Genomic DNA, 3,288 nt, shown 5'->3' on the forward strand with positions numbered 1-3,288 from the left:
CCAGATGGCTGGAGCGCATGCGATCACTGCCGCCAGAAGTCCTCGATCAGATGGCGCTGACGCCATGAAAACGTGGGGAAACCTTAGAACCTGACCCCATTCTTTGCGAGCCCATGCATGGCTCGCGTCGGTCCGTGGCCAGGGCCAGACCTGGTCACTAAACTGGAGCGAACTGCGGGCAGACGCCCAGCATTGAACCGAGACTTGACGGCCGTCCTCGCTGCCGCACAAGTCGCTGCGCCCTCAGCGGCCTGATCCCCGCCGGTCGCCGAAACGATTCCCCTCCTACGACCATCACCGACTTGCCTCCAAATGTGACCAGAGTCACTATTGATGGAGGGGGACGGAGCCTTCCTGGCTACCGCCGATCACAAGGGAAGTGACCGATGGCAAAGAAGGACGGGGCTACCGGGCCCACGACGCTGGAAGACTGGTTGAGTAGCCGCCCAAGCTGGTTGCGCATGGCTGCTTCCACGGTCATCCAGCATCGCCGCATGCCGACCGAAGAAGAGATGGAGGCCCTGGCGAATCATTGCCTGGCAGACGCGGCCAAGACGCTGGAAGCGCCGCATCCGGCGTTGGCACCGGGCACCATCTTGGGGACGCCCACGGCCGCTGAGCTTCGCATCGACTCGGTCTCCTCCATCCGCGGCGTCAATGCACTCGGCGAGGACGCGGTACTGGATCTCAGCCAAGGCCAGATGACAGTGGTCTACGGGCCTAACGGGGCCGGCAAATCGGGCTACGCCCGTTTGATGAAGCACGTCTGCGGCGCACGGTCCAAGGGATACATCCACGGCAACGTGTTCAAGCAGAACCCCGCTGCCGCCTCCGCTCTGATCAAAGTCACGGCGACGCGAGCCGATGGCACCACGTCGTCTGCCGATCTCGCATGGCAAGCAGCCGACGGACCCCATTTGAAGTTGAAAGCAGTCCCGGTCTTCGACTCTGCCACGGCGCTTGAGTTCGGGGACACCGCCACCACCGCCACCCACCTTCCCCGGGCCATGCGGTTCGTCGGGATGCTCATCAACATCTCAGATGACCTTGCAACTCGATTGAAGGCCCGCGCGGCAAAGCTCTCCAGCAACCTGCCCAACATCCCGGAAGATCACGCCGAGAGCAGCGCTGCAACGGTCCTCCGGAAGCTGACGGCGAAAGTGACCGAAGACGAGGTCAACAACCATTGCGCCTTCCCCGCTGCGCTGAACGAAGAGCGTTTGGCTCTGGAGACCGCCCTGGCCCAAGCAAACCCCGAAGTGGCCCACGCCAAGGCCGTCGGGGAGCTGGTGCGCCTGTCGCACCTGGCGGCCAGCGTGTCTGCATTCAAGGACAGCATGAGCGACGAGCGGGCACAGGCACTCGTGGATGCCTGCGATGCGGCGCAGGTCAAACGCCAAGCCGCCAACGCTTACGCCACGGCCTTCCTTGAGGGGTTGCCGCTGAAGGGCGTTGGAGAATCCGTGTGGCGAACGCTTTGGGACGCCGCAAAAGCTTATTCAACCGGCGTTGCCTACCGTTACCACCCCTTCCCCCACGTTGGGGACGAGGCCTGTTGTGTCCTCTGCCAGCAGCCATTGGGAGAGGACGGCAAGGCACGACTGGCCAGCTTTGAGCACTACCTCAACGACACGCTCCAAACGGAAGCCAAGACCGCAGAAGACAACTTGGCGACGTTGAAAAAGGCGTTGCCCAGCCCCCTCTCCGATGTCGCCTGGCAGGGCCAGTGCGCGGCTATTGGCTTGGAAGCCGACCAAGCCACGCCGTTGCTCAACGCCATTCATGCACGTCTAAAAGCCATGAGCGAAGCCACCGAGGCACCGCCCGTGGAGTGGTCCATGTGGACCAACGCCTACGATCAGAAGGTCAAAACGACGAGCGATGAGCGCGACACCTTGGTGGGCTTGTTGGACCCGAAGGGGCGAAAAGAGAAGGAAGCCCGCCTAGCCGATCTGAAGGCGCAACAGTGGCTATCGGAGCAGCGCGACGCGGTTTGGGCCGAGGTGATCCGCCTCAAGCGCGTGGCGACCCTGGAGACAGCCGTCAAATCCACGTTTACCGGACCATTGACCTCCAAGAGCAACGAGATTGGGCAGTCTGAGCTCGCCCAAGGCTACTGCGACCGATTCAATGCCGAGCTGCAGGCTTTGGGAGGCCACTCGCTTCCCGTCCGGATGGCGTATCGATCACAAGGCAAAGGCGCGTTCACCTTCTACGTTGAGCTGAAGGACGCGCAAGGTGCCCAGAAGAATCGGGAGATCCTGAGCGAAGGGGAGCAACGCATCGTGGCATTGGCGGCCTTCCTGGCCGACGCAACGGGCCTTGAACGAGGCATGCCGGTGATCTTCGACGACCCCATCTCCTCGCTGGATCAAAGATTTGAGGAGGCGGTCGCCAAACGCCTGGTGGATCTGGCCGAGCACCGTCAGGTGATCGTGTTCACGCATCGGCTGTCGCTGATGGTCCTCCTGCAGAATGCCGCCAAGCAACGGACCAAACTCGATCAGTCCGCGGTCAGCGTCGCGGTTGAATCGATCGCCCGCGATGGGACCAAAACCGGCATGCCGGCGCAGATCAACACCTTCTCCTTGAAGCCACAATCCGGCTTTGGCCAAATGGTCAGCAGCATCGGACAGCTCAAGAAGCTCGATCCGCCGCTGAAAGACCTCGCATTGAAGGCCGCCTGCAGCAACTTCCGAATCTTGGTCGAGCGTTCTGTAGAGGACGAGCTTTGTTCTGGCGTCATCAACCGCTATCGGCGCGAGATCAACACGCTCAACAAGCTTCAGCGGCTCAGCGCGATCACCCCAATAGACTGCGCACTGATCGACGGGATGATGACCAAATACTCCGCATTTGAGCACTCTCAACCCATGGACACTCCCACCTGGCTCCCGGATCCGGACGAATTGCTGAAGGATGTGCAAGACATGCACGAATGGTGCAAGACGTTCAACGACCGCGCGAAAGCAGCGGCCTCCCCCAACGCGTAAACCAGGCCCGTCTGGATAACGGGGTTAGGTTTACTTATCGCCGCTGCAATTGACGGCTTGAAGTGCAAGCAAGGTTGGAGCGCTACATGGATGATCGACCGCCCGCGATGAGGTTTGCTTCATTGGATGCCTGCATCGAAGCAATGCCCGATAGCCCTGCCTCGATCCTCAAGATGCCGCGTGAGCTAACGGAGTCAGGGTCTAAGGTTTCCCCACGTTTTCATGGCGTCAGCGCCATCTGATCGAGGACTTCTGGCGGCAGTGATCGCATGCGCTCCAGCCATCTGGAGACAGG

The 3,288-nt window shown here is 61.2% G+C and carries 1 protein-coding gene; it reads left to right on the top strand.

Annotated elements, in window-relative coordinates; all coding sequences use genetic code 11:
- Positions 1–386 precede the first annotated feature (386 nt).
- Positions 387–2,993: an AAA family ATPase gene (locus J2W68_RS17940; RefSeq protein WP_310238762.1), complete on the top strand. Its 2,607-nt coding sequence runs from the start codon at positions 387–389 to the stop codon at positions 2,991–2,993.
- Positions 2,994–3,288 lie beyond the last annotated feature (295 nt).

Source organism: Luteimonas terrae (assembly GCF_031457535.1).
Classification (GTDB): domain Bacteria; phylum Pseudomonadota; class Gammaproteobacteria; order Xanthomonadales; family Xanthomonadaceae; genus Luteimonas; species Luteimonas terrae_A.

Coding starts and splice junctions, on each gene's coding strand:
- J2W68_RS17940 (WP_310238762.1), top strand. CDS start 387: ATGGCAAAGAAGGACGGGGCTACCGGGCCCACGACGCTGGAAGACTGG.